Source organism: Ruegeria sp. CE8, assembly GCF_056537465.1.
The window spans coordinates 35,862-57,779 of the sequence record NZ_JBQFRP010000013.1; the positions used below are offsets into that span (position 1 = coordinate 35,862).

General features: G+C 56.4%; 29 protein-coding genes and 2 tRNA genes. 23 read left to right on the top strand and 8 right to left on the bottom strand.

Annotated elements, in window-relative coordinates; genetic code table 11:
* Window position 1: 1 nt before the first annotated feature.
* Window positions 2-931: a dihydrodipicolinate synthase family protein gene (locus tag ACR0AA_RS18970; RefSeq protein WP_480665546.1), complete on the bottom strand. Its 930-nt coding sequence runs from the start codon at window positions 929-931 to the stop codon at window positions 2-4.
* 7 nt (window positions 932-938) lie between these two features.
* Window positions 939-1,649 (bottom strand): GntR family transcriptional regulator, encoded by a 711-nt coding sequence (locus ACR0AA_RS18975; protein ID WP_480756772.1) that lies wholly within the window; start codon window positions 1,647-1,649, stop codon window positions 939-941.
* Window positions 1,650-1,787: 138 nt separating this feature from the next.
* On the opposite strand from ACR0AA_RS18975, the gene ACR0AA_RS18980 reads away from it, so the two are divergent.
* Both ACR0AA_RS18980 and ACR0AA_RS18985 read left to right on the top strand, forming a co-directional pair.
* Window positions 1,788-2,738 (top strand): GlxA family transcriptional regulator, encoded by a 951-nt coding sequence (locus ACR0AA_RS18980; protein ID WP_480665548.1) that lies wholly within the window; start codon window positions 1,788-1,790, stop codon window positions 2,736-2,738.
* Window positions 2,739-3,126: 388 nt separating this feature from the next.
* Window positions 3,127-3,630 carry a hypothetical protein gene (locus ACR0AA_RS18985; protein ID WP_480665549.1) on the top strand — a complete coding sequence of 168 codons (504 nt, stop codon included), beginning with the start codon at window positions 3,127-3,129 and terminating at the stop codon, window positions 3,628-3,630.
* Window positions 3,631-4,143: 513 nt separating this feature from the next.
* Here ACR0AA_RS18985 and ACR0AA_RS18990 read toward each other — a convergent pair.
* Window positions 4,144-4,218: transfer RNA gene (locus ACR0AA_RS18990), tRNA-Thr, on the bottom strand.
* A gap of 83 nt (window positions 4,219-4,301) precedes the next feature.
* On the opposite strand from ACR0AA_RS18990, the gene ACR0AA_RS18995 reads away from it, so the two are divergent.
* The 16 genes from ACR0AA_RS18995 (at window position 4,302) to ACR0AA_RS19070 (ending at window position 13,616) form a co-directional block, all read left to right on the top strand.
* The gene (locus ACR0AA_RS18995) at window positions 4,302-4,457 is read left to right on the top strand and encodes a hypothetical protein (protein WP_480665550.1); all 156 of its coding nucleotides are present in this window, start codon (window positions 4,302-4,304) and stop codon (window positions 4,455-4,457) included.
* A 6-nt stretch (window positions 4,458-4,463) separates the two neighbouring features.
* Window positions 4,464-5,732: a UDP-N-acetylglucosamine 1-carboxyvinyltransferase gene (gene murA / locus ACR0AA_RS19000; RefSeq protein WP_480665551.1), complete on the top strand. Its 1,269-nt coding sequence runs from the start codon at window positions 4,464-4,466 to the stop codon at window positions 5,730-5,732.
* A complete protein-coding gene (locus ACR0AA_RS19005) occupies window positions 5,729-6,205 on the top strand; it encodes a DUF2948 family protein (RefSeq protein WP_480665552.1) in 477 nt (158 codons plus the stop codon). Before murA ends, ACR0AA_RS19005 begins: the two co-directional genes overlap by 4 nt.
* A complete protein-coding gene (locus ACR0AA_RS19010; RefSeq protein WP_480665553.1) occupies window positions 6,135-6,716 on the top strand; it encodes a GNAT family N-acetyltransferase in 582 nt (193 codons plus the stop codon). Before ACR0AA_RS19005 ends, ACR0AA_RS19010 begins: the two co-directional genes overlap by 71 nt.
* A gap of 60 nt (window positions 6,717-6,776) precedes the next feature.
* Complete coding sequence (gene hisD, locus ACR0AA_RS19015; RefSeq protein ID WP_480665554.1) at window positions 6,777-8,078, top strand: histidinol dehydrogenase; 1,302 nt, start codon at window positions 6,777-6,779, stop codon at window positions 8,076-8,078.
* Window positions 8,079-8,162: 84 nt separating this feature from the next.
* Entirely contained in the window at window positions 8,163-8,642 is a 480-nt protein-coding gene (locus ACR0AA_RS19020) for a UPF0262 family protein (protein WP_480665555.1), read from the top strand.
* 3 nt (window positions 8,643-8,645) lie between these two features.
* Window positions 8,646-9,098 carry an arsenate-mycothiol transferase ArsC gene (locus tag ACR0AA_RS19025; RefSeq protein ID WP_239342339.1) on the top strand — a complete coding sequence of 151 codons (453 nt, stop codon included), beginning with the start codon at window positions 8,646-8,648 and terminating at the stop codon, window positions 9,096-9,098.
* A gap of 2 nt (window positions 9,099-9,100) precedes the next feature.
* The gene (locus tag ACR0AA_RS19030; protein ID WP_480665556.1) at window positions 9,101-9,499 is read left to right on the top strand and encodes a ketosteroid isomerase-related protein; all 399 of its coding nucleotides are present in this window, start codon (window positions 9,101-9,103) and stop codon (window positions 9,497-9,499) included.
* Window positions 9,492-10,085 (top strand): GNAT family N-acetyltransferase, encoded by a 594-nt coding sequence (locus tag ACR0AA_RS19035; protein ID WP_480665557.1) that lies wholly within the window; start codon window positions 9,492-9,494, stop codon window positions 10,083-10,085. The genes ACR0AA_RS19030 and ACR0AA_RS19035 overlap by 8 nt, the downstream gene beginning before the upstream one ends.
* 64 nt (window positions 10,086-10,149) lie before the next feature.
* Window positions 10,150-10,419: a DUF4242 domain-containing protein gene (locus ACR0AA_RS19040; protein WP_480665558.1), complete on the top strand. Its 270-nt coding sequence runs from the start codon at window positions 10,150-10,152 to the stop codon at window positions 10,417-10,419.
* Window positions 10,420-10,488: 69 nt separating this feature from the next.
* Window positions 10,489-11,364: a carbon-nitrogen hydrolase family protein gene (locus ACR0AA_RS19045; protein WP_480665559.1), complete on the top strand. Its 876-nt coding sequence runs from the start codon at window positions 10,489-10,491 to the stop codon at window positions 11,362-11,364.
* 91 nt (window positions 11,365-11,455) lie between these two features.
* Window positions 11,456-11,674, top strand: a complete 219-nt coding sequence (gene infA / locus ACR0AA_RS19050) for a translation initiation factor IF-1 (protein WP_005978431.1) — start codon at window positions 11,456-11,458, stop codon at window positions 11,672-11,674.
* Between the two features lie 11 nt (window positions 11,675-11,685).
* A complete protein-coding gene (locus ACR0AA_RS19055) occupies window positions 11,686-12,264 on the top strand; it encodes a Maf family protein (RefSeq protein WP_480665560.1) in 579 nt (192 codons plus the stop codon).
* The gene (locus ACR0AA_RS19060; RefSeq protein WP_480756780.1) at window positions 12,261-13,283 is read left to right on the top strand and encodes a ribonuclease E/G; all 1,023 of its coding nucleotides are present in this window, start codon (window positions 12,261-12,263) and stop codon (window positions 13,281-13,283) included. The genes ACR0AA_RS19055 and ACR0AA_RS19060 overlap by 4 nt, the downstream gene beginning before the upstream one ends.
* Window positions 13,280-13,462, top strand: coding sequence for a DNA gyrase inhibitor YacG (locus ACR0AA_RS19065; RefSeq protein WP_480665562.1), 183 nt, complete (start codon window positions 13,280-13,282; stop codon window positions 13,460-13,462). Before ACR0AA_RS19060 ends, ACR0AA_RS19065 begins: the two co-directional genes overlap by 4 nt.
* A 79-nt stretch (window positions 13,463-13,541) precedes the next feature.
* Window positions 13,542-13,616, top strand: a tRNA-Phe gene (locus tag ACR0AA_RS19070).
* 90 nt (window positions 13,617-13,706) lie between these two features.
* Here ACR0AA_RS19070 and ACR0AA_RS19075 read toward each other — a convergent pair.
* The 4 genes from ACR0AA_RS19075 to ACR0AA_RS19090 all read right to left on the bottom strand — a co-directional run bounded on the left by ACR0AA_RS19075 (window position 13,707) and on the right by ACR0AA_RS19090 (window position 18,305).
* Window positions 13,707-14,771 carry a tyrosine-type recombinase/integrase gene (locus ACR0AA_RS19075; RefSeq protein WP_480756782.1) on the bottom strand — a complete coding sequence of 355 codons (1,065 nt, stop codon included), beginning with the start codon at window positions 14,769-14,771 and terminating at the stop codon, window positions 13,707-13,709.
* A gap of 334 nt (window positions 14,772-15,105) precedes the next feature.
* On the bottom strand, window positions 15,106-16,971 hold the full coding sequence (locus ACR0AA_RS19080; RefSeq protein ID WP_480756784.1) for a phage major capsid protein: 1,866 nt from the start codon (window positions 16,969-16,971) through the stop codon (window positions 15,106-15,108).
* A 3-nt stretch (window positions 16,972-16,974) separates the two neighbouring features.
* The gene (locus ACR0AA_RS19085; RefSeq protein ID WP_480756785.1) at window positions 16,975-17,352 is read right to left on the bottom strand and encodes a hypothetical protein; all 378 of its coding nucleotides are present in this window, start codon (window positions 17,350-17,352) and stop codon (window positions 16,975-16,977) included.
* A 50-nt stretch (window positions 17,353-17,402) separates the two neighbouring features.
* Window positions 17,403-18,305 carry a hypothetical protein gene (locus ACR0AA_RS19090; RefSeq protein WP_480756787.1) on the bottom strand — a complete coding sequence of 301 codons (903 nt, stop codon included), beginning with the start codon at window positions 18,303-18,305 and terminating at the stop codon, window positions 17,403-17,405.
* A gap of 213 nt (window positions 18,306-18,518) precedes the next feature.
* Between ACR0AA_RS19090 and ACR0AA_RS19095 the strand changes: the two genes are divergently transcribed.
* The 3 genes from ACR0AA_RS19095 (at window position 18,519) to ACR0AA_RS19105 (ending at window position 20,308) form a co-directional block, all read left to right on the top strand.
* A complete protein-coding gene (locus ACR0AA_RS19095) occupies window positions 18,519-19,760 on the top strand; it encodes an AIPR family protein (RefSeq protein ID WP_480756790.1) in 1,242 nt (413 codons plus the stop codon).
* Window positions 19,753-19,881: a hypothetical protein gene (locus ACR0AA_RS19100; RefSeq protein WP_480756792.1), complete on the top strand. Its 129-nt coding sequence runs from the start codon at window positions 19,753-19,755 to the stop codon at window positions 19,879-19,881. The genes ACR0AA_RS19095 and ACR0AA_RS19100 overlap by 8 nt, the downstream gene beginning before the upstream one ends.
* Window positions 19,882-20,128: 247 nt before the next feature.
* Window positions 20,129-20,308, top strand: a complete 180-nt coding sequence (locus ACR0AA_RS19105; protein ID WP_480756794.1) for a hypothetical protein — start codon at window positions 20,129-20,131, stop codon at window positions 20,306-20,308.
* 515 nt (window positions 20,309-20,823) lie between these two features.
* Here ACR0AA_RS19105 and ACR0AA_RS19110 read toward each other — a convergent pair.
* Window positions 20,824-21,078 carry a helix-turn-helix domain-containing protein gene (locus tag ACR0AA_RS19110; RefSeq protein WP_480756797.1) on the bottom strand — a complete coding sequence of 85 codons (255 nt, stop codon included), beginning with the start codon at window positions 21,076-21,078 and terminating at the stop codon, window positions 20,824-20,826.
* A 127-nt stretch (window positions 21,079-21,205) separates the two neighbouring features.
* On the opposite strand from ACR0AA_RS19110, the gene ACR0AA_RS19115 reads away from it, so the two are divergent.
* Together ACR0AA_RS19115 and ACR0AA_RS19120 are read left to right on the top strand one after the other, a co-directional pair.
* Complete coding sequence (locus ACR0AA_RS19115) at window positions 21,206-21,355, top strand: helix-turn-helix domain-containing protein (protein ID WP_366524118.1); 150 nt, start codon at window positions 21,206-21,208, stop codon at window positions 21,353-21,355.
* Window positions 21,348-21,521, top strand: a complete 174-nt coding sequence (locus ACR0AA_RS19120; protein ID WP_480756799.1) for a hypothetical protein — start codon at window positions 21,348-21,350, stop codon at window positions 21,519-21,521. The genes ACR0AA_RS19115 and ACR0AA_RS19120 overlap by 8 nt, the downstream gene beginning before the upstream one ends.
* The last annotated feature ends 397 nt before the right edge of the window (window positions 21,522-21,918 follow it).

Consider the following 21,918-nt stretch of genomic DNA (forward strand, 5'->3'; position numbering starts at 1 on the left):
CTTACCCCCCAACCTTATTCTCAGTCACGATGTCAGCGATTGTCTTTTTCAGCACACGCGTCACCTGTTCCAGCGCGCGCTTGTCATCCTTGTTCAGGCCTTTCAGCGGGGGCCGCATCGCGCCCGCGTCGATCCCGTTCATGGTCACGCCATGTTTGATTGTCTGGATGAACTTGCCACCCTGTTCCAGCACTCGCATCAACGGCATCATTGCGGACATGATCCGGCGGCCTTTGGCGAAATTGCCCTCGATCACGCAGGCGTTGTACAGCGCCACGTGCTCGGCGGGCAGGAAGTTGGAGCCACCGCACACCCAGAACGGCGCGCCCCAGGCGAAAAACTCCAGCGCCTGATCGTCCATGCCGCAGCCCAGCTGGATGTGCGGATAGTCGCGGGCCAGCAGGTGCACCCGGTTAATATCACCCGAGCTTTCCTTGATGCCACAGAAGTTGCGGCTGCGACCGATGCGGTCCAGGAACTCTTCGCCCATCATAGTGCCGGTGCGGTGCGGGTAGTTGTACAGCATAATCGGCAGGTCAGCGGCTTTGTCGATCGCCAACGCGTTCAGCGCGTTTTCCCGGTCGGTCGGGACCGAATAAGGCGGGCTGGCCAGCAGGATTGCATCTGCGCCGATCTCGCGCGCGCCGGACGCCAACGCAACCGAATCCGGTGTCAGCATCGCACCGGTGCCGACGACCAGCGGCAGACGGCCTTTCAGCTGGGCATGGGTGAACTTTGCCAGTTCCAGCCGTTCCTCGACGGTTTGGGCATAATTCTCGCCGGTTGATCCGCCGGAGATGAGGCCGTGCACGCCGTTCTCGATCAGGTACTCGATCACCTGCGCCAGAGCATCCCAATTCACGCTGCCATCAGCGTGGTAAGGCGTGACTACAGGGGTATAAATCCCCTCAAACTTGAAAATCGGGTTCATTCCGTCCTCATGCAGGTTTCGAAAGGGGCGGGGTGCCCATTGGGACATCCAGCGCGTCAGGCATTACAAACATTTCGATCTGATCACGCGACAGGTTCCAGTGATCTACGGCCAGTTGCGCGGCCGTGGCATCGTCGCGCGCCTCAATGGCCGCAATGATGGCATCGTGTTGCTGGCTGGCCAGGGAAAGGTTGTCAGACATTTCGGCCGACTGAGGCCGGTAGAAGGTCATCCCGATCCGGGCGTGGTCGATCAGCAGCCGGTTGAACGAAGGCAGCAGGTAGACATTACCCGACATCTCTCCGGTCACGTCGTGAAAGCGGTTATTTGCCAACGCTCGATCTTCGCCCGATCCCGCGCGCAGAGCAGCTTTGAACGATTGCTGCGCGTCTTTCAGGTCATCAATCTGCGCTTTGGTGGCGTTGAGAGCGGCCAACCGCAGGATTGCGCCATAGACCATGGGCGCGGCCAGAAAGAAATCGCGCAGCGTGGTATAGGACATTTCGGACACTCTGGCGCTGCGATTGGTGCGCAGGTCCAGATACCCTTCGCCGGCCAATTGCCGGAACACTTCGCGCAACGGCGTTCGGGACAGGCCAAACGCATCCGACAGGTGCGCCTCGTCCAGATCCGTGCCGGGTTGCAGGCGAAGGGTCAGGATCGACACCTTCAGGTGCTCCATCAATTCAGCTTTGCGGGACTTGGCGTCGTCTTTCATCCGTTCCTCCTGCGGCCTCGGCGCGAATCGTATTGGCATTGCTGTGTATTCTCTGTATTCGAAGAAAATACAACTTGTATACAGAAAAAAATCGTGCAGCATAGATCATCGACCAAATCCAGCCTGACGGGACGCCCCATGCGCCTACCCAGCCACATGACTTTCATCCTGATTGAGGAGTTCTCGCACCTTGCATTCTCGTGTGCGGTAGAGCCTCTGCGCATAGCAAATCTTGTCAGCGGCAAAGACTTGTATGAGTGGTCGTTCGTTTCCGAGCATGGCGAACAGGCGGTGTGTTCCAATGGGTCAGTGACATTGGTCCATGGCGGTTTGGACGCCTTGCCCAAAACCGATCAGCTGTTCGTGCTGTCGGGCATTCACATGCGCAACCATGTCTCACGCCCCTTGCTTGCGACCTTGCGGCGCGAGCGGGCACGTGGAACCGCCATCGGCGCATTGTGCTCGGGCGCGTGGTTGCTGGCAGAGGCCGGGTTTCTGAACGGGATGCAGGCCGCTATTCACTGGGAGTACCATGACGCCTTTATGGAGGCGTTCCCGGAAGTGAATTTGGTTCGTAGTGTCTTTGTGGCGGATGAAAAGCACATTACCGCCTCGGGTGGGACGGCGACTGCGGATTTGATGCTGCACTTGATCGAGCGTGACCATGGCGAAGAACTGTCGGTCGCAGTTGCTGACCAGATGGTCTACAACGCTGTGCGCAACGCAACCGCCAAACAGCGCGTTTCCCTGCAATCACGCAACGGAATGCGGAATGCGCACCTGGCCAAGGCCATTCACATCATGCAGGACTGCATCGAGGCGCCGGTATCCCCGTCTGAGATTGCCGAGGGTCTTGGCATTTCGACGCGCCAGCTGGAAAGGCTGTTTGGCAAGTACCTCAACACTTCGCCCAAAAAGTACTTCATGGAGCTGCGGTTGGAACGCGCACAGAAACTTCTGTTGCAGACCGAAGCGTCGGTAACCGAGGTCGCCATGGCTTGCGGATTTGAAAACCCGGGGCACTTTTCGCGCGTATACAGATCAAGCTTTGGCGTGACGCCGCATGCGCAAAAGAACAAGATAGACTGATCGTTGAGGACGGGGGGAGCGTCTCTGTCCTAAGGCGAGCCTGGCCGGACAGGCGCTCACCCCCTGGTCCTGCTTCGTACCCCCTCGTTAAAACTTTACTGGTAAACTGGTCAGCAGGATTAAGTATTCATAGATGCGGAAATGGGCATAACTTTTACAAGATCGTGTCAGATATGTGTGCGTTTTAGCTAAATACTTAATGTTCGCTCCAACTCGCTGGTTGACCGAAAGACGGAAAGCAGGCCATTTAATAAGATCAAATTTGTTGGATCAGATTTTGAAAATGGCCAAAAAAGCAATTGAAACCGGAAAATCTGGCCGAAAATCGCAATCAGGCGAAGCGGTCAGTTTTCATATCTTCATCACGTATTGACGATGGAGGACAGCAATGGACCTGGAAACCGGTAGTTCAGTACCCCGCCCCAGTAATGGTGCCGCCGTACTCGCAAATCGTGAGCATCAGATTTGCGAAGCAGCCAAATCGGCGAAAGCCGCCTTTGCAGAGCTGACCAATGCTGTGGAACTCGAGGCTGATTTGACTGGGCCTAAAGCCCGGGTTTTTAAAGTTTTTCGCTGGTATTTTCTTTCTGCGTACTGCACGCGGGTGCTAGGTGACGCGGCGCATCGGCTGGAACATCATACGTTGCAGGTCTCGATGGATGTTTTCAGCGCGGTCAGGATGTCGATGGCCGATTCAGAGGTTGAGGTATCAATGGCGCTGGTCACCGAAAATGTGACGACTCCGGCCGCCGCGTATACGAACAGAGTTGGGTGCCGAGGGCACTCGGCTGGATGGATTGCGGCAAAGCTGCAGGAACAGGGCCGGGAAATTCCTGCGGAAATCAAAAACTCTCTTGCCGGTGCTCTGTCTGCGTCGGTTCCCAGAATCTGACGCAAAACGCACGGCCTGTTTGAATCACGCGCTTGGTGATTTCATCCGGGTAACTTCAAAACAATGTTCAGATAGCCTATTGGGAAGGCGGATCAGCCAGTCCGAACGAAAGCCAATCAGTAGCCTGCGGAACGCAATGGTGAACGCTAGGCGACTACCACGGGTCGTGCGTCTGCGACGTGCGTTCTGATCCACTCAGACGCGAAGACGTCGATTGGAAAATAATCGTACAGCTTGTCGGCGATCGCCACCCGATGCGACCAGATACTCAAAAGGAACTTTGACAGAACGATCACTGCAAATATGAAGACGTTAGGCGGCGAAACACCACGCAACCCACACAGTTGACGTCGGGTCGACTCGAAGACCCATTGCTGCCAGATGGAGGGCCGCAAGAAAAACCGTGAAATCCTTGACTCTTTCGACCCAGCCGAGTCTTCCGCCAGCAGGACGGCCGGGATGGCGATGTCCGCGCTCTGCCTAGAAGCGCGTGTGTTCACTGAAAGGATTGGATGGTGCTGCTGGAGAGAATTGAACTCTCGACCTCTCCCTTACCAAGGGAGTGCTCTACCTCTGAGCTACAGCAGCGCTGTGGGCGGGTGATTAGACTCAAACGAAACGGGGCGCAAGGGTGTCTGGACGGTTTTTTTCACCTCCTGTAGAGAAAGATCATGACGGATAAAAATTCACCTAAAAAACACGGTAAATCCGGGGATGCGCGCGAAGAGCGGCTGAAGGCCGCGTTAAAGGCAAATATGGCGCGGCGCAAGGCGCAGGCCAAGGCACGCGCCGCCTCGGGGGACAAAGCCGAAAAGGACGAGGGATAAGAGCAGATGGATTCGATTCTGGTGACGGGCAACGGCCCGTTGAACGGGCAGATACCGATTGCGGGGGCCAAGAACGCGTGTCTGACCCTGATGCCCGCGACATTGTTGAGCGAAGAACCGCTGACGCTGACCAATGCGCCGCGGCTGAGCGACATCAAAACCATGACCGCGCTGCTGCAATCCTTGGGGGCGGAAGTGTCTTCGCTGCAGGATGGGCAAGTGCTGGCAATGTCCAGTCACGACCTGACCAGTCACACGGCGGATTACGAGATCGTGCGTAAGATGCGCGCCTCGAATTTGGTGCTCGGTCCGTTGCTGGCTCGGTTCGGAGAGGCCGTCGTGTCGTTGCCCGGTGGGTGTGCGATCGGCGCGCGGCCGATGGACCTGCATGTCGAAGGGCTTGAGGCGCTGGGCGCTGAGATTGAACTGAAAGACGGCTACTTGCACGCCAAGGCTCCCGGTGGGTTGAAAGGTGCGGTGCACGAGATGCGCTTTGCCTCGGTCGGAGCAACCGAGAATATCGTCATGGCGGCCACTTTGGCCAAAGGGACCACGGTTCTGAAAAATGCCGCGCGCGAGCCCGAGATCGTCGATCTGGTCGAATGCCTCCGCAAGATGGGTGCGCAGATTTCCGGCGAGGGGACCTCGACCATCGAAATTCAGGGCGTCGAGCGTCTGCATGGTGCGACTCATCAGGTGGTGACCGACCGAATCGAATTGGGCACCTATATGTTGGCCCCTGCGATGTGCGGCGGCGAGGTCGAGTTGTTGGGCGGGCGGATGTCGCTGGTCGAATCTTTTGCGGCTAAGCTGGATGCCGCGGGTGTGAATGTCCAAGAAACCGAAAACGGCCTGAAAGTCAGTCGCAAGAATGGTCGCGTCAACGCCGTGGACGTCGTGACCGAGCCATTCCCCGGCTTTCCGACCGACCTGCAGGCACAGATGATGGCGCTTATGTGCACGGCTGAAGGCACATCGGTTCTGGAAGAACGCATTTTCGAGAATCGCTTCATGCATGCCCCCGAGCTGGTGCGCATGGGCGCGAATATCGAAGTGCACGGTGGTACGGCGACAGTGACCGGGGTAGAAAACCTGAAAGGCGCGCCGGTGATGGCGACCGATCTGCGGGCCTCAGTTTCGTTGATTCTGGCTGGAATGGCGGCCGAAGGGGAAACGACGGTCAGCCGCGTCTATCATTTGGACCGCGGATATGAACATGTGGTGCGCAAGCTGGAAGGCGTGGGCGCAAAGATTGAACGGATCAAAGGCCAATGACAGACGCAAGTTTCGAAGACGGACGCGAAGCCCCGCTGAATCTGGGGGCCGAGGATGCCGATGATCTTCAGGTGATCTCCACCCTGACCCAGGATGCAGTGTTTCCGATCACCGAGATGACATGGCGCCCGTCCGAGCGTCGCTTTGGTCTGCTGCTGAACCGGTTCCGGTGGGAGGACAAGGACGCCGCTGCGCGCCGTGATCGGCCTTTTGAGCGCGTGCAATCTGTTTTAGTTTTCGACTCAGTTTTGTCGGTATCCAGCCAGGGTGTCGACCGTAGCGACAAGGATATGGTGATGTCCCTGTTGTCCGTCGATTTTGAAGCGGGCGAAGACGGTGCTGGCCTGGTCATGCTGACCTTGGCGGGCGACGGCGCAATTCGTCTGTCGGTCGAGGCGCTGGATGTCACGCTCAAAGACGTCACACGGCCGTATCAGGCCCCATCCCGTCAGGCACCGCACCATCCAGAATAAACGTGGCATATCGCAGGCATTCTCCGGACCCTCTGCGGGTCTGGTGTTGCGTCGCGCGACCGTGTTCGACGTATTTGACCTTAGCTGCGTTCTGATAAGATCGATCACCCAGCTCTGTGCGGCAGATCATGCGAATGACTCGCAGACCATCGCGCAATGGACCGCGAATAAAGATCCGGCGACGATACGGGGTTGGATCATGAATGGGTCGCAGATCTGGCTGGCTGAGCACAGGGGTCAGGCCGCCGCTGTTGGAGGGCTGAACGAGACGGGTGAAATCACGCTGCTTTACATTGATCCTGATCACGCAGGCTGTGGTATTGGTGCGGCGTTGTTGCAAAGGCTTGAGCAGGAACTCTTGGCGGCCGGATGCTCGGAGGCACATCTTCAAGCGACCCGAACGGCGCAGGGTTTTTACAAACGGCACGGTTGGCGCGCCACAGGCGAGTGCTGCGCGCGCGATGATCTGTCCTGTTTGGTCATGCGCAAATCGCTGCACCCAACTGACTGAGGGTTGAGGCCAGCCCGTCCGGGCGATATGTCCCGATCAAACGCTCCGGAGTGCCAGATCATGCCCGTTTTTCTCGACACCACGTCGCCCGACTTTGAGGCCGCTTTCGCCACTTTGCTGTCTGCCAAGCGTGAGGACAGCCCTGACGTGGATGCGGTTGTGGCCCAGATTATCGAGGATGTGCGGGCGCGTGGCGATGCAGCGGTAATCGAGCTGACGGCAAAGTTCGACCGATTGGAGCTGACGCCTGAGACGCTGGCGTTCCGCGCGGATGAGATTGCCCAGCAGGTCGCTCTGGTCTCGGCCGAGGACCGCAAGGCCCTGGAGCTGGCAGCTGAACGCATCCGCGCTTACCACGAAAAGCAATTGCCAAAGGATCACGAGTGGACCGACGAGACAGGCGCCATATTGGGCTGGCGCTGGTCTGCCGTGTCGGCAGCGGGGCTTTACGTGCCGGGGGGGCTGGCATCTTATCCGTCTTCTGTTCTGATGAACGCGATCCCGGCCAAGGTGGCAGGTGTTGAGCGACTGGCCATTGCTGTGCCGACGCCGGACGGTCTGGTGAACCCGCTTGTTCTGCTGGCGGCACAATTGTCAGGTGTGGACACGATCTACCGCGTCGGTGGCGCTCAGGCGATTGCTGCACTGGCCTATGGCACCGACAGTATCGCGCCTGTCGACAAGATCACTGGCCCCGGAAATGCTTTTGTTGCCGCGGCCAAACGAAGGGTGTTCGGCAAGGTCGGCATCGACATGATTGCAGGACCGTCCGAAATTCTGGTGATTGCCGACAACGACAACGACCCCGACTGGATCGCGCTCGATCTGCTCAGCCAGGCCGAGCATGACGAAAGCGCGCAGTCGATTCTGATCACCGATAGTGCCGCATTTGGTGAGGCCGTCGCCCAAGCCGTCGAAAAAAGACTGGAAACCTTGCAGCGTCGTGCCATCGCCGGGGCCAGCTGGCGCGACTTCGGTGCCATCATCACCGTTCGCGATCTGGACGAGGCCGCCGCCTTGTCCAACCGCATTGCGCCCGAGCATCTGGAGCTGTGTGTGGCCGACCCTGTGGCACTTAGCCAGAAAACGATCCACGCTGGCGCGATTTTTCTGGGACAGTACACGCCCGAGGCTATCGGCGATTATGTCGGCGGACCGAACCACGTGTTGCCTACCGCGCGCTCGGCGCGGTTCTCTTCGGGCCTTAGCGTGATGGACTTCGTCAAACGCACGACGCTCAGCCAGATGACACCCGAGGCGCTGCGCGCCATTGGTCCCGCAGCCGAGAAACTGGCCCAATCCGAAAGCCTTGAAGCGCATGGTCTTTCCGTGACGGCGCGTCTCAAACGCCTCAACGGTTGATTTCCCGCATAGGCCCTTGATCTGCGCGTTGCTCCTGCGGCCGTGTTGCGCTAGGTCTGACCCGACCTGAACGGACCACACCTTATGACTCGTATATCGCATATCGAACTGGACGACCGAAACCTGCCTCCGCCGACGCCTGAGATCGAGCAGGAACGCAAGGTTGCGATCTATGACCTGCTTGAGGAAAACAGCTTTGCGTTGCCCGTGCGTGACGATCGCGTGGTGCCGGATGGGCCGTATCACCTACAGCTGTCAATCCGCGACAAGCGGCTGGTGTTCGACATCGCCACCGAAGCCGAGGAAAAAGCGGCCGAGTTCCACCTGTCGCTGGGCCCGTTCCGGCAGGTCGTCAAAGACTACTTTCAGATCTGCGAAAGCTATTTCAATGCGGTAAAAACCCTGCCGCCCAGCCAGATCGAAACCATCGATATGGCGCGTCGCGGTATTCACAACGAAGGCAGCCGCGTATTGCAGGAACGTCTTGAAGGTAAAGCTGAAATTGACACCGACACTGCCCGCCGTCTGTTCACGCTGATCTGCGTGCTGCATTTCGGAGGCTGACGCGTGAAGCCTTTGCCGCAGTCGGTCCTGTTCTGTTGCGACCACAACGCGGTTCGGTCCCCTATGGCCGAAGGTCTGATGAAAAAGTTCTATGGCACCGGCACCTACGTACAGTCCGCCGGTGTCCGCAATGACCTTGAGATTGACGGTTTTTGCATCGCAGTTTGCCACGAGGTTGGCGTTGAACTGTCCCGCCACCGGTCGCGCTCGTTTGACGAGATGCAGGAATGGGGCGATGATCTCAGCTCGTTCGACCTGATCGTTGCGCTATCCCCGGCAAGTCAGCGCCGGGCGCTGGAGCTGACGCGAATTTTTCACCTGGATGTCGATTATTGGCCAATAATGGACCCTACTGGACTGGGCGAGAACCGCCAGGACAAGCTAACTCACTACCGACAGACCCGCGACCAGATCATTCAGCATCTGAAAGACAGCTGGGGCGAACCTACGGAGTGATCATGAACCAGACCGTCAAAACCTATTTCGAAGCCTTCAACGCCGGCGACGTCGATGGCATGTTGGCCTGCCTGTCCGACGACGTGGCGCACCACGTGAACGAAGGTCAGATCCGTGCCGGTAAGGACAAGTTTGCAGCTTTCTGCGCTCATATGAACCGGTGCTACAAGGAAGACCTGACCGATATCGTTGTGTTCGAGGCCGAAGGTGGCACCCGTGCGGCGGCTGAATTCATCGTGAACGGCACCTATCTGGAAACGGATGAGGGGTTGCCCGAAGCGCATGGTCAGACCTATCGCCTGCCCGCCGGGTCGTTCTTTGATCTGAAGGACGGCAAAATCACCCGCGTCACAACCTTCTACAATCTTGCGGACTGGACCAAACAGGTTTCCAATGGCTGAGGTCACCGATGTCCGCGCCCTGACCGGTGCGGCGCTGGCGGATGCGCTGGATGATGTCGCCCGCCTGCGCATCAAGGTGTTTCATGCTTGGCCGTATCTATATGACGGTGATCTCGACTACGAGCGAAAGTACCTGCAATCCTACCGAGACAGCGACAAGGCGATCGTGGTTGGTGCCTTTGAAAACAATCGCCTGGTCGGTGCCTCGACCGGTGCGCCGCTGACGGATCACGCTGACGATTTCGCGGCAGCTTTTGCGGGGTCGGGTCTGGACCTGACCGAAATCTTCTACTGCGCTGAATCCGTGCTGCTGCCGGACTATCGCGGACAGGGCGTCGGCCATAAATTCTTTGACCTGCGCGAAGCCCATGCCCGCAGCCTGGGCTTCACCAAATGCGCCTTTTGCGGAGTGCAGCGCCCGGCGGATCATCCGATGCGACCCGACAGCTATCGCCCTTTGGACGCCTTTTGGCGGGCGCGGGGGTATGAACCGCTGGCTGGTGTGATCGCACAGTTTTCCTGGAAGGACATTGCCGAAGAGCACGAGACTGCAAAGCCGTTGCAGTTCTGGATCCGGGATTTGTAACTCCGGATCGCTGAGAATCCCGCAGTTTTATGGTATTGTGGAGCTTTCAGTGGGGGAGTCAAAGATGAAACGATACGTGATTGAACGCGATTTGCCCGGAGTTGGCAGTATGTCCGGCAAAGAGTTGGGCGGTGCTTCGGAAAAATCAAATGAGGCCTTGGCACAAATACCCGGTGTCCAGTGGGAGCATTCCTATGTCACCGGTGACAAGACGTTTTGCATTTATCTCGCCGAGGATGAGGATGCGATTCTGAAGCACGCGGAACTCAGTGGTTTTCCTGCCAATACGATTACCGAGGTCACAACTATTATCGACCCGACAACTGCGGGCTGAATTACGCTGTACAGTGCTCGGCATCCTTGCCTATGGTCCTGCGGATTCGACTGAATGAGGATGTCGTTGATGAAAGTCGCTACCGCCGCATACGACCTCGACTGGCTCGACAGCTGGGCGCAGTATGAGGACAAGTTGGACCGATGGGTCTCGGAAGCCGCCGGGCAGGGGGCTGATTTTCTGGCCTTTCCAGAATACGGCGCGATGGAGCTTTCGACGCTGGATGGTGCCGAGGTTGCGGGCGACTTGGAACGCTCGATCAGGTCAGTCTCGGACCGGATGGAAGATGTACAAACCCTGCATGCCCGTCTTGCGCAGACGTACAATACATACATTCTGGGCGCTTCGGCTCCGGTTGTGGATAGTCCCGGCCGACCGGTGAACCGTGCTGTTTTGTATGCCCCCGACGGAAAACAGGATCATCAGGACAAACAGATCATGACCCGGTTCGAGCGCGAAGATTGGGATATCGCCCCAGGCGGTCCCCTGAAACTGTTTGACACCGCGCTGGGCAAAATTGGTGTGCTGATCTGCTACGATAGCGAGTTTCCTTTGCTGGGCCGCGCGCTAAGCGATGCAGATATCATCCTGGTTCCATCCTGCACCGAGGCGCTGTCAGGCTATTGGCGGGTCCGTATCGGGGCGATGTCCAGAGCATTGGAAAATCAATGTGTTACAGTGATGTCGTCCTTGGTTGGCAATAATGACTGGTCCGAGGCTGTGGACATGAATACCGGTGCTGGCGGTGTTTTTGGTCCGCCAGACAAAGGCTTTCCAGCGACCGGAGTGCTGGCCGAAGGCACCCTGAATCAGCCCGGATGGACCTATGCAGATGTAGACCTATCGGCCATCGCCGAGGTTCGTGCAGATGGCAATGTCCTCAATCGAACCCACTGGGATGAGCAGCCGCCCCGAGTTGATTCGGTCACAATATCTGCTCTTTAGGTGATTCTGCCCTTGAAATAGGGCTAAAATGGGCTCATTTAAGCCCACATCCCCGCAGATTCTGCGGGTGCAATGTAATGATGGAGACAACATGGCCAAGGAAGATACGCTCGAATTTCCCGGTGTCGTGAAGGAACTCTTGCCTAATGCGACGTTTCGGGTCGAGCTGGAAAACGGCCATGAGATCATCGCACATACGGCAGGCAAGATGCGTAAGAACCGCATCCGTGTTCTGGCTGGCGACAAGGTTCAGGTCGAGATGACCCCTTATGATCTGACCAAGGGTCGGATCAACTACCGCTTCAAGTAACGCCTGCCGCAATGGCGTTTATCTTAGGATCGGGCAGCCCAAGGCGGCTGGACCTGCTGGCTCAGCTTGGCGTGCAGCCCGATGCAATCCGCGCACCTGACATCGACGAAACGCCTTTAAAGGGCGAGCTTCCGGTTCCCTACTGCAATCGCATTACGCGCTCAAAAGTGCAGGCGGTTCAGGCCGATAGCAGCGACATCACTCTGTGCGCAGACACCACCGTAGCATTGGGCCGACGTATTTTAGGTAAGCCGGAAAATGCAGGTCAGGCGGCAGAGTTCCTGCACGCCCTGTCGGGGCGGCGGCACCGCGTGATCACCTCGGTGGCTGTCCGGCGCGGTGACAAAGTGCTGCAACGCGACGTGGTTTCTCAGGTCAAGGTCAAGCGCCTGTCGGACGTTGAGATCAATGCCTATCTGGCGACCGGAGACTGGCAAGGCAAAGCGGGAGCTTATGCGATTCAGGGCCCTGCCGGAGCTTTCATTCCATGGATTTCGGGCTCGTTTACAGGCATCGTAGGCCTGCCCCTGTCCGAAACCGCCGCGCTTTTGCAAGGCATCGGCTATCCCCTGTATCGTGAGGCATCATGAAGGGTCGTACTATCGTTCTGGACCACATCGAAAACCGCGAGGCTGCGGCCCTTATGGTCGACGGTCACCTGGACGACTTCCTGATCGCAGCAGACGCTCCGACGCCTGGCACGATCTACCGCGCACGTGCGGACCGACCAGTCAAAGGTCAGGGCGGAATGTTCCTAACCACACCTGACGGTCCGGCCTTTCTGCGGCAGGTCAAAGGCCTCGCACCGGGTGCCCAGATGCTGGTTCAGGTGACCGGCTATGCCGAACCCGGCAAGGCGCTGCCTGTGACCGACCGCATTCTGTTCAAAAGCCGCTATGCGATCATCACGCCTGATGCGCCCGGGCTGAATATTTCACGTTCGATCCGCGATGAGGATGAGCGCGACCGACTGCTCGAGATCGCGCACGAAAGCATGGAAGGCCGCGATTATGGCCTGATCCTGCGGTCGTGTTGTGCGGGCGAAGACGCGGTTGAAATTGCCGAGGATATCGGCACGATGCTGGCGCATGCGGATCAGGTTCTGAACGATCCGGGAAGTGAACCTGAGCTGCTGCTGGAAGGCGACGGTCCTCACGTACTGGCCTGGCGCGATTGGACCGACCCGGCTGAGGTGGTGACACAATCGGGCTGTTTCGAAACGCATGGTGTGCTGGATGCACTGGACGTTGCGCGCGGGATATCCGAGCCGCTGTCCGGTGGGGCGCATTTGTATATTCAGCCGACCCGCGCACTGGTTGCCGTGGACGTAAATACCGGATCGGACACGTCACTGGCCGCTGGAACCAAGGCCAATTTTGCTTGCGCAAAAGCGTTGGCCCGTGCCTTGCGTGTACGCGGTTTGGGCGGGCAGATTACATTGGATCTGGCTCCGATGCCAAAGAAGGATCGTCGTGGCTTTGAGGCCGCTTTACGCGCGGCTTTCAAGGCTGATTCCATCGAGACTACCCTCGCAGGCTGGACCCCACTGGGCCACTACGAACTGCAGCGTAAGCGCGGCCGTACCCCTTTGGCTGAGGTGCTGAAATGAGCTGCCCGATTTGCGGCGAAGAGACGCTTAAAGCGTTCCGCCCATTCTGTTCCAAGCGATGCGCGGATATTGATCTCGCCAAGTGGCTGAACGGCTCTTACGCCGTTCCGTCTCAGAGGGAAGATGACAAGGACGCCGATGTTTCCGAGGGCGAAACCCAACAAAGACGTCCGCATTAAAAAAATCTCAAAAAGCCTCTGGACACTGCCTTTGGCAAGTCATAGAAGGCCTCCACCCAACGACAAAAGTCGTTCCCGTGCCCGGGTAGCTCAGGGGTAGAGCAGTGGATTGAAAATCCTCGTGTCGGTGGTTCGATTCCGCCCCCGGGCACCACTCTCAAATTTTGTTAAATAAAATCAAAAGCTTGATTGTGCGTTTTGTCCCACTGGGACACATCACATCAAAAAGTGGGACACTTTTGTCTTAGCTTTGTTCTCCTGACATTCGGCGCAGAGCGCTTTCAGCACGTGTCTTTTGGCTTGCTGCGCGCGTGTATCGCGTCACCTCTTTGCTTGTACGGTGTCCGGTGATCGCCATGATCTCTTGTTCGGTACAACCTAACTCAGCCAACCGCGCTGCCGCAGCTTTGCGTAGTCCGTGGACGGAGCATTGCGGCAAGTCCGCTTCATCGCACCACTTACGAAACCGATTCCCGAATCCGTTCGAAGTGAAAGGGCGATTGAAGGCCGTCACTAGGAATGTCAAATCGCCGGTCGGCGTTTGATCTATGACGCTTTGCAATTCAGGAATGATTGGAATTTCCATTCGCACAGGATTGCGATTTCGCCCTTTGTGCTGCGTAAAGACCAACCAGCCGTCGCGGATGTGCTGCTTACCAAACCGCACCAAATCGGACCGGCGTTGTCCGGTGTATAGAGCAAGGGCCAACGCTAGGCGCGCTGTCGTCCCGACCGGGTGTATCTCCTCATATTTTTCGATTTCGTCCAGCGTCCAGGAGTGGAAGCCATCAGCGTTGCCTTTTAGGTATTCTACTTTGTCCGCCGGATTGTCGTCGTGGTGGTCATACCGCAGCGCGAACCGATAAAGCTGTCGTAATGCCTTGACCATGCTATTTGCGGCCTCTGGGCGATCCGACATTTCATCGCGTCGAATACGCACGTGCCTGGGCTGTAATAGAGTAAAAGGTTTGTCCCCATCGTTCTTGTGCTTGCAGAAGCGCTCCAAGATCGCGCGACGTACCTTTTGAGTACGTGGGTCCAACTCTTTGAACATCGCGCTTTTGAAATACTGGACACATAGCCAGCGAACGCTGCGCGGGATTACCTTTCCGACGCCAGGGCTTTTGTCTTTACGTTCGGAAATCCCTGCCGCCGCCTCTCGATAGTCCGCCAGAAATTCAGGTGAACCTGCCGGGCCGCGCAAGCGGATTTTCCGGCCATGGCGGCGGTAATACAGCCGCACATTGCCGTGTCGATCTGTATCCTCGACAACATACTTTAATCGAAATTTCATTTGCTCCTCGGTCATTTAATCATCCCAAGGATTATAGTCCGCGTCCTCACCACCAGGTAAAGCCTCAAATGAAATGTCCAGTAAACGGACGTCCCACACCCTTCTGCCGTCAATTTTCTTGGGTTTCGGCATTCGACCGTCAGCCACCATTGCGTCAAACTTAGACGCGCCGACACCAATGTATTCGGCGGACTCCACCCTTGAGAGGCCGCGCCGTGTTGGAAGCGGGACAAGGCCAGCACTTTGATTTGAGGCTGATTGAAGCATGTGGACCTCGGCATATTTGACGCAGAATGGCCTGCCCCAACAGAGTAGACGTTGAAGGGGCAGGAGGTTCGTTCAGAGGCGGTTACGGGGTCTGTACATCTTGGATTGCAGCGAACGATTCTGCATGGCGCGCGGCAATGTCCCATTCGGAATGGGCCACCAGCCGGACATTCCCTTTCGCGGCCTCGGTCGCATCGTCCACTACGAGGTCAATGCCTCCCCATTGGCCGATCAGCAAATCCGCCCAGGCTCCAAAGATCACGGCCGACAAGTCGGTTCCGCTGCCCTTGTTTAGATCAGATGGTACGTTGCCAGAGAACCGGGCTGTATATCCAGCCAGACGCAAGTCCTCTGCAGTCGCTGCCGCATCAGGGTCCAACATCATTGTGTCAGTGCCAGCAATGCGCGGAGTGGACATGAGGTAGCCTTTGACTTTGAGATTGCTTAGGAAGCCCAAGGTCGCCGGATCGACGTTTGCCGACTCTACCTTGCTCACAAGTTCCATGAGCTTTGCCCAGGTTACGAGGTCGCCATCGGCCCCCAATTCAACAGAGCCGATACCGGTTTGGTTCAAGATGCCCGTTGGTTGTTCGGCTACCCCGCTCCCCGCAATTGCCGCCTTGTCCAAAGCCACCGCGATTTGGGCGCGCAGATCGTTGGATAGTATTTGATCGACGGCGGGTAGACTTTGCTTGAGTTGGCGGCGGGAAATCCGGGTGTTGGCTGAAAGCTGGTGCATTGTCAGCGTGACCGCATCGAAGCCAGGTGTGGATTCGGTAGCCTCTGCATTTTCTGCAATCCACTCGGCCGAACATCCGGCCGTCTGCCGGGGGATGGATACGTTTTCCACCAGACCGGGCAGAACGGTTGCGCCCAATTCCATCACGCGGACCTGGGGTTTCAACACATCGATAAATGCGTCTTGCATCTGCTGGGTGCCGATCAAAGACGAAGCGTTTGAGGTTGTGACTAGGTTGCGGCCAGCCAGAACAGCGGTAGGAACATAAGCCCCGGATGCGCTGCGCCCGATCTGGGTTTGCAATTCCTGGGAAACTTCCCGTTCAAAGCCAGCCTGCGACCAGTCGCCGGTGATCTGCGCTTGAGCCATGCGCGTCAGCGAATACGACCGTTCCGCCGATGCAACGGTGGGCGATGCCATGCGGCTGCGTGTGGGCGCGGCCGTGTCCCGGCCCATTTGGTCCAGAATAGACCGCTGGAATGCGCCAACCGGTGTACCCTCTGCAATCGCAGTCTCGACGTCTTGCGCAGGTACGTCAAATTTGCGGGCCAACGCATAAATCTCGGACGCTCGGCGGCGTTCGGAGCCCACATTGGTTGCTTTGGGGCTGTCTGGTTTCTGTTCGGTGGTGGGGGTGTTCATCATTGAACCTTTCTTCATAGGGTTGCCGGGCGCAGAAGGAGCGGAGGGCAAAGATCGGCCGACCCCGACCGTGGGGTCCGCCGGAACTGCGACCAACGAAATCTCGACTGCTTCCCATTTCGTGGCGCGCAACACCGGATAACCGTTGTGTTCGCCCGCCGGTTTCAACTCATGGACGGCGTAACCCACCGACACCGATTGCACTTCGCCCGCCTCGATACGGGATAGCATTGAGTTGCCTTCTTTGGTGTCTGCCAGCCGCACAACTGCGCGGCCCCGGCGGCCCTCGATCTGGGCAGAAACAACCGTCCCAACCATCGAGTCGACGTCACGCCGGTGATCTTTGAGGACGGGTGCAGAACCGCTGTTGAGCCTCACCAGGTCAACCTCGCTCGGTTCGTGTCCCAAAACCTCATATGCCGGTCCTATCTCGGTATCTCGCAGGACCGGAATTTCGCTTGAGAATGATAGGCGGACCAAACGGTCGCCTTCTTCCAACTTCGCATCGGCCGAAATCTCGGGGCCAAATGCGGGGGTTTTCTGATCTTTGAAACGCTGGTGCAACATCGGTCACGCATCCTTTCTCAAGGATGCGACACCCATATTTATGTGTGCAGCAAACTCAGCGACAACCGCCGGACAGAAGCCAAACAACGGGGCGTTGTCTTGTTCGGCGGCGGCCACAAAGCGCTGCAGCTTTGCATCATTGTTACTGACGATCCCCCGCGCCCCGATAGGGTCGAGTCGGTAAACGACCAGGGCGTCAGGGCCGCGCGTCAACGCTGCCTCAACTTTGTCTGGGGTGTCGCGCAGGAGGTCCAATGCCTCTTGAGTTTCTATGCCCGCATGGCCGACCTCGCGGGCCAATACCGTCAGGCAAGCGGCGATTACGTGTGTGCGGTTTAATGGGCGAGTGATGTCCTCGCCGCTTTCTTGTAGCGGGTTCATTGCTCGTGGGCTTTCGTTAGATTGGAAAAGGACGAAGAAGTGAGCCAGGCTCAGGCGAGTGCCAAGTATTCCTGGACGGTTGGATCATCTCGCCAACGAAACCCGGCAAATGTCATGATCCCATTGGACTTGATCTTTTGGATGCCTAATGTGTCGAGTTGTTCCAGAAGCGCAGCGTCTCGGGCCTTTAGTCCAGCGGCGGCACTGGCCGGAGTGCCTGAGCAGCTTTCATACCAAGCCAGGTATGCCCGAAAGAAGTCTTGGGTTGGTGTCCGTGCCTTGTCATCTCGAATTGCACAATCTGCGAGAAATGCACCGACAGAGACGCCCTCGGTGTTCAAGTAGTTTGTCTCAGGTGCCAAGGGAAATGGGGCGAGGTCATGTTCCCTGAGACCCGCCTTGATGCGTTTGCTCAATAACGAGAGGTTCAACATGGTTGCCGGACTTTCCTCTGAGTCGTGGAGGTCCAACCAGTTAAGCAACGCATCACCGCTTAGATCAGACCGAGGGAAGAAGGCGAAACCATCACATTCGGCGGCGTCGTTTGGCAGATCGTTAACAATCACAACCAACCAAGTATCGTCATTACCAGGAAAGAGTTCGCCTGCCGGTCTCATTCGATTTCGCTTTAACGCTCGGATGCCCGACCCAGCTTCCCCGAGAAAGCAAAAGGTCTGTGCGATTTGAATGGCACGACGAGAGTTGATACCGCCGTCGATCAAAGAAAAGAACAGACCCAGGCAAATGGTACCGCATTCAGTAATGTACCTTCTTCCGCCTTTACCGGTTTCCGACTCACTGGGTCGATTTGACAAATGTGCTGTTAGTTGGCCGCCCCGCGATAACGCCTCACATAGAGCGCCGCTGTAGAAATGCCTGTGAAACCGGCCGGGCTTAACCCCGGCAACCTCAAGGGCTTTTGAAAGCGGGTACTTCAATTGTGCTGCGTTCATGATGGGGTCCCCAAATTTTTAGCGTGTGAAAAAGGAGCGTATGTAAGGGGCGTATTGAAATGCTGAACCCTTAGTACGGTGGACCACGTAACATGTTGTGCGGTGATGATCCGGGTGCTACAATAAGGACGGACCATCGTGTCCCCTGTGAAGGGTCCTCGTGCCCGCAGGACATAGGCCGCACCGTCGGCACTGCAATAAAGGAGCCATAATATGGCTGTTAAACCTTATAGGTTTGAGGTTGCGGAAGCGCGAAGCTTCAGGCACCCACATTTTCCCAACATTCAGAAACACGTTTTTCTGGTTCCCGCCAGCAAGCTACCGCGTGGAATTCCAGAAAAGGCAAATCTGCGAGAAGCAACAGGTATGAACCGCGCGGTCTATAAGGATGTGCGCGAAAGCTTGCGTGGGAAAGAAGCGCTCGCCGGAACTTTCGACCTCCTTAACCTGGGGATCACGGTCATCGCAGAAGAAGTGAAAGCTCATGACAAGCGTGTTTTTGATGTACTGATTGACGATGAATACGGCATCGCCAATGGCAGTCATACCGCCCGGCTAATTTGGGAGTGTCAGGACGACGACACTATCGCTGAAGGCCAACATGTGGAATTGCGCATTATCACTGGAGTTGAAGGCTCCAACGATCACACGTTGCGAGTCGATATTGCGCGCGGACAAAACACAGGTATCGCTGTCAAACCTCAGTCAATCTTTGAACTCTCTGGGGCCTTCCAGGGCATCAAAGACGTGATCGCGAGTTTTGATTGGGCGGATGACGTGGCATACAAAGAAAGCGACTCGAAGGAATTTGACATTCGCGAGTTGATTTCAGCCCTTGAGATTATGAATGTTACCGATTTCCCAAATAGAAGTGGAAAGCATCCAATCTCAGCCTACGAAAAGTGGTCTATCCCGCTCAAAAAATACGGTGACGATTTCAAGGACCACCAAGGCGATTCTAGCGATAGAAAGTATGCCGCGTTTGAGCCGCTTCTGCCCGACATTTTGTATCTCTACGATCTGATCCGACGGGATTTTCTGCGTATCTATGCAGAGGTGGTGAGCAATCAGGCTGCGAAATTGAACATCGTAGAAGACGCGCCGAAAAAAGTTCGTAACTGGCAATTCCGGTTCGCCAATTTGGACCCAAGCCCACGCAGGCTGACCAAAGGGGCCGCGTATCCAATTCTTGGCGCGTTCCGAAACTATGTCGAAATCAACCCATCTACAGGTTTGGCCGAGTGGGTCGGTGGTTTTGAACATGTCAAAGGGGTCTGGAAACGAGTAGGCCCAGACTTGGTCCGGGAGACTCGGGAGGCGACGAAGTCAATTGGTAACGCGCCGGACATGCTTGGGAAGAACCGGAACCATTGGGCTAACCTTTACCGGACTGTTGAAAACCTGTTTCTGCGTGATCAGATCGAGCGCCTGCAAGGGGGTGCCAGCCATGTCTGATGATAAGGAAAAACTCCTGATCAAGGTCGGGGAGAATTTTGAAGCCAATGCTACTGGGCGATTGGCAATAGTAATCGTCTTTGCGGTGATCTGCGTGATCACCTGGGCGGCACTTACTTAAGGTTGAGACGTAGGGCGGCACTAGCCGCCCTATCAACTTCTAAGACCCCGCACCCCTTACATTTTGATTTGGCAGTTTTCCGGGGAGCTTTGCTCCACAAAACTTGGTTGAATGGCACCTTTAGATAACGTGTCAACCGACATTTCCGGCCCGTGCATTTGAGGTGGGGAACCGCCAGAGGAAACTCTCCGCACATCATGATTCTTTGGTCCCTGGCTACCCGAGAGCAGCGTTTGCGGAGGTTCACATGAGCAAGCAGCAGTACATTTTGAAGATCGCATCAAAACATGGCTCACACGAGGCCAGGGGATGGTTCGCCATTCTGGCATTGGTTTTTATCCGTGTCGCACTGTATGCGGCCGCCGTCGCCACCGGTGGGGGGCTTGCCGACGCGGTACTATTGCATAGCCAGGGGCTTGCGTGGTGACGCTGTACAACGCAGCCCATCGTGATCGGCCCGGAACAACAACAACCCCAATCGAAAAACCCACTTGTCCGAAATCGTTGGTCGGCCAAAGCAACGTGGTGCGAATATACCCACGTAACACCGCCCTGAAAGGACCCGCAAAACCTTTGGGGGTGTCTGGCCCACGCCGGGTTGCATTTTTCACGCGGGGAGTTGGGGAGCGACTTCTATTACCTCTATTTAAAAGTAGTCAAAATGCCATTTTCTCGCGTGGGGGGTAGATAATAACCTCCCTAACTCCCCATATACTAAAGAATATCTATATAAGATATTGTAATTTATAAGTTTTACAAAAGACTACCACCGCATTTAGGCTCCCCAATCACTCCCCGCCGGTTCCCCGACGCTCCCCGTATTTGGCCTTTCTTCGTCGCGATCATTGCGATCATCATGGATTTGGACTTTGTGTACCTCCCCATGATGCCCCGGATTTAGCCGTTTCGGGGGAGCGGGGCGTTGAAGCGGCGTAGGCAAATCTAAGCTTGGTGCGTCAGGCGAACGCCGCAACCTCCATCGTTGGACGCTATGAACTCAATGTTCGCGGCTTGAAGGGCGGAGCGGATTGCTTGGATTGTGGCGGCGCGCCCACCCAACACCTCGGTGTCCTGGGCTTCTAGCCGCGCGATAGTTGGCAGAGAAACACCAGACGCAACAGCCAAGTCTTCTTGAGACCAACCGATCAACGCTCGCGCTGCCTTAAGTTGTCTCACGGAGAATAAATCTTCTTCCACGTGTTTACTGTTCGCTAACAATTTTAATATTTTTTATATTACAAACGACTGAAACCCGATCAAGAGGTGGCGTGTGCAGGAAAGCGTCTTACTAGAAATCAATGACAAGTCATTGGCGCAAGTCATGATGGAGGCTGAACGTCAGTACCTCGAGTATGCGCTTACCAAGTCAGGCGGAAACAAGACGCTGGCGGCGCATATGGCCGGGGTATCTCTCACGACACTAAGGGATAAGCTGTCCCGGTTTACAGTAAAGGTGGAGGTCTCACTTGAGTAAGCTCGAGCAAATCCGAGATGCGTTAAACATCCTTGCCGCAATCATTGAAAGGGATGGCCCACAGTACCTTCCGCTGTTCAAAAGATTGGAGGCAGAAGAAGCCGCGCACCTGCAAGACGAAGCCGTGCTTGCACGAGCCTTAAGTCGTGCCAAACGACAGGCTTGAATACGAAATAAGTGGGACAATTTCTGCGAATTCTTGTGGAAAAATGTGGGAACTTTTCGTGTCCCACTTTCTGTTAAAGTGTTGATTTTATGTAAGAGAGTGATGCCGCCCCCGGCACCACTTTTACCGAATAATGAATAATTTGATGCAGTGCATTGCGGACGCTGTCGTATCTCCTCTTGAGCTGTCGAATGGGCGTGAGTTGAGGTTGGGGAATGGTAGCATTTTACTTGACTTATGGCCCGTCGGTTTTCCTGTTCATGGCGGTGGGCTATTTCGATGGGGGAGGATCAAACGCCAAGCCGCTGCGCAGCCGGAGCCGTTGTTCTTTCGGTTCGCTATTTTCGCGGCGATGGCAAATACTCTGCTATACTTTGCATCAAAGTCCCGTTATGAG